The organism is Pseudanabaena biceps PCC 7429 (genome assembly GCF_000332215.1).
In the GTDB taxonomy this organism is placed as follows: domain Bacteria; phylum Cyanobacteriota; class Cyanobacteriia; order Pseudanabaenales; family Pseudanabaenaceae; genus Pseudanabaena; species Pseudanabaena biceps.
Map to the genome: position 1 here is coordinate 1 of NZ_ALWB01000409.1, position 1,603 is coordinate 1,603.

Sequence of the window (1,603 nt, forward strand, 5' to 3'; positions counted from 1 at the left end):
TACTCATTTGAAAACCGCCATACCAAGAAGAAGCGCCGCTTCTTCTTGGTATGTATAGGTGCGGCTCGGCAAAGTAACCTTATATAATGTCCTACGTTAGCAGTGACTGACAATTCCTCAGCTTCAGCATATTTTAGATTCCTATGACCATTTTTGAAGTTTCCGTTCCCGCTACCACTGGCAATTTGGGACCAGGTTTTGATTGCCTTGGAGCTGCCCTCTCGCTGTATAACCGCTTTGAATTTTCCCTAGCAGATCGCTTAACCATTACGGCTTCAGGTGAAGGTGCAGACAAGGTAGAACGGGACGAGAAAAACCTCGTATATCAGGGCATAGCTAAGTTTTATCAACATATCGATCGCCCCATTCCCGCGATCGCTTTCCACACGGATACCGCAATCCCATTGTCGCGAGGCTTAGGTAGTTCGGCAACCGCGATCGTCGGCGGCATTTTTGGCGCGAACCTATTGGCTGGCTCGCCGCTTGATCGCAGTGCATTATTAGATCTCGCGATTTCTATGGAGGGGCATCCTGATAACGTCGCTCCTGCGATGCTGGGCGGCTGTCAACTGATGGCATCCAATCAAGCTGGGGGCTGGGAGTTTTGCCATCTCGAATGGCATGAAGACATTGCGATCGCCGTTGCCATACCTGACTTTGAGTTGTCAACTGCCGAAGCAAGAAAGGTATTGCCAAAACAATTTTCCATGCATGATGCTATTTTTAACGCTTCCCACTTAGCCTTACTAACCCATGCAATTCAGACAGGCAAAGATAATTGGCTCAGGGCTGGGCTTCAGGATCGCTTGCACCAACCCTATCGCCAAAACCTAATTAAAGGCATGGCGGAGTTACAGACCGCCGCGATCGCCGCAGGAGCCTATGGCATGGTAATCAGTGGCGCAGGACCAACACTACTTTCTTTAGCCCCTACGGGTACAATAGAGTCAGTAGCTCAAGCAATGCAACAAGCATGGTTAGCTATGGGTGTTAGTTGCGAAACTAAATGCCTAGCGATCGCTAAAGATGGTACAACATTCAAAACTCGTTAATTGATGTTTGGCTGTTAGCTAAGTAGTTAAGCATAATTAAAAACCAAAACCAGAGAGCGTACCGCCCACTAAGCGGGCGGTACGCTCTTCTAGGTTTTAAGTTTACTTATGCTTAGCGACTTATTTGCAAGAAACGTAACTGTAGGAAACCTATGTCTAAATTTCAATTTTTACTAATATCAGCGCTCATTACCTCAGTTGTCCTGTTATTTGTAGGTAGTCGCGATGGCAATCCCTTTGATTCGGTATTTCCCATTGCGATCGTCATTGGTTTAGCGATCGTCGCTCAGAAGTATCTCTCCGAAAAAGTATGGAGCCGCTTTGCAAAATGGGTAAATGAAACCACAGGACGCAAAATCTTTTACGTACGAGCGCCCCGTCAGAAGGTCGTCCAAGAACGCAAATTATTGCCTCCTTCTAAGCTCAACCGCCTGAAATAAACTGCACTATTACCATCGTTATTTTATCGTTATAGCTCGTTATAGCTATAGTCAGTAATGTTGGGACAAAAATCAAACCCCATAGAGAGTTGCGGCGCTTCGCGCCGCAAC

2 protein-coding genes are annotated in these 1,603 nt (G+C 46.7%); both read left to right on the top strand.

Translation table 11 applies throughout. The annotated features are described in order from the left end of the window. Nucleotides 1–143 precede the first annotated feature (143 nt). Nucleotides 144–1,052: a homoserine kinase gene (gene thrB / locus PSE7429_RS22795; protein ID WP_009629767.1), complete on the top strand. Its 909-nt coding sequence runs from the start codon at nt 144–146 to the stop codon at nt 1,050–1,052. Between the two features lie 152 nt (nt 1,053–1,204). After that, the gene (locus PSE7429_RS22800; RefSeq protein ID WP_009629768.1) at nt 1,205–1,492 is read left to right on the top strand and encodes a hypothetical protein; all 288 of its coding nucleotides are present in this window, start codon (nt 1,205–1,207) and stop codon (nt 1,490–1,492) included. The last annotated feature ends 111 nt before the right edge of the window (nt 1,493–1,603 follow it).